Source organism: Kistimonas scapharcae (assembly GCF_039540975.1).
GTDB lineage: Bacteria > Pseudomonadota > Gammaproteobacteria > Pseudomonadales > Endozoicomonadaceae > Kistimonas > Kistimonas scapharcae.
The window spans coordinates 1-1,395 of record NZ_BAABFL010000243.1; the positions used below are offsets into that span (position 1 = coordinate 1).

Sequence of the window (1,395 nt, forward strand, 5' to 3'; positions counted from 1 at the left end):
ACCTCGAGATTAGCTACCGACGCCTCGGTAAAACCTATGCGAGTCTCCCCGGCATAGCCGGGGGTTTACCTAATGATTAATTAAAAAACACTCAACACGTTGCCAACTGACATTAGTTTTTCCATCAGCGCTGAACTTATCCTTTTTATTTGATAATCGAGAAACATGGCAGTTATTTATTTGTTAACATCTTCAAAAAAATAGATAGCTAACACATAAACCAAACAACAATACTTATAATTAAGACATCCTCAGAAAACCATTTCCACATATATTAGAAAAAAAATCATCTTCAAAAAAATCAACCATTAACTGATCCAGAAAACATTATCACATTAGATGAATCAAACCCTCTATTAGCCCAAAGATCAAATGACCTCTGTATATTCAGCCAAAAATCCGGCGTTGTACTACAGGCTTTCGCTAGACGTAAAGCCATTTCCACGCTAATACCACAGCGTCCATTAATTATTTCAGAAACCGTTTTTCGACTCACATCCAAACGTTTTGCAGCTTCTGTAACACTAAGACCTAGAGGATCAAGATAACCTATTTTTAATATTTCACCTGGGTGAAGCGGCTCACTCATTTGCATTAGGGTTATTCCATATGATGTCATTCTCAAAATCGAATCGTAACCCAGCAAGTTACACCCATCAAGCATATCAAGACACAACATTCAAACCCAACACATAAATTGCGAGATATTTTATACATATGCATATTCTTCATCTTTCTGACCGGTAATATCAAGGGGTGCCTGTCGGACTCCTAATGGTCTTAGCCCGCGATACTTCCCCCAGTACGCGGTTTTTTTATGCCTTGAGAAACGGTCATGATTCAGAGCTGTTGATCTGATATATTGCATGGCTTTTTCAGGGCGGTTCATGGCAGTTATTCAGGTCGCTTGTGCTCAGTGTCAGCAGACAGATCGCGTGGTCAAAAATGGAAAAGCTGAAACCGGGAATCAGAGATACCTCTGTCGCAACTGCAAGCACAGTTTTCAGCTTGAGTACCGCTACAATGCTAACAAGCCAGGAACCCATGATCGCATCATCACGATGACCATGAACGGCTCAGGTGTCAGAGATATTGGTCGTGTTCTCGACATCAGCCCGACCACGGTGATCGTCCATTTAAAACACTTTCGCCCCACACGGTAACGCAGCTTCCGTTTGAAAATGCCAAGGTGCAAATACTGTGTGAGATGGATGAACAATGGTCTTTTGTCGGTAATAAGAAAAACCAGAGATGGCTGTTTTATGCCTGGGAGCCACGCCTCAAGAGAGCTATCGCCCATGCGTTTGGCCGCAGGGTGCGTATTCTGGCACAACTTGAACACCGATTCTGGTAACTCTTGAACACCCATTCTGGTAAGTCTTGAACACTGATTCT

General features: G+C 42.2%; 3 protein-coding genes. 2 read left to right on the top strand and 1 reads right to left on the bottom strand.

Features of this window, described 5'->3' with window-relative positions; all coding sequences use genetic code 11:
• Positions 1-301: 301 nt before the first annotated feature.
• Positions 302-595, bottom strand: coding sequence for a HigA family addiction module antitoxin (locus ABD892_RS10675; RefSeq protein ID WP_211828445.1), 294 nt, complete (start codon positions 593-595; stop codon positions 302-304).
• A 292-nt stretch (positions 596-887) separates the two neighbouring features.
• Here ABD892_RS10675 and ABD892_RS10680 point away from each other — a divergent pair, with 292 nt between their 5' ends.
• Together ABD892_RS10680 and ABD892_RS10685 are read left to right on the top strand one after the other, a co-directional pair.
• Positions 888-1,163, top strand: a complete 276-nt coding sequence (locus ABD892_RS10680) for an IS1-like element transposase (RefSeq protein WP_345195611.1) — start codon at positions 888-890, stop codon at positions 1,161-1,163.
• 44 nt (positions 1,164-1,207) lie between these two features.
• A complete protein-coding gene (locus ABD892_RS10685) occupies positions 1,208-1,354 on the top strand; it encodes an IS1 family transposase (RefSeq protein ID WP_345195612.1) in 147 nt (48 codons plus the stop codon).
• The last annotated feature ends 41 nt before the right edge of the window (positions 1,355-1,395 follow it).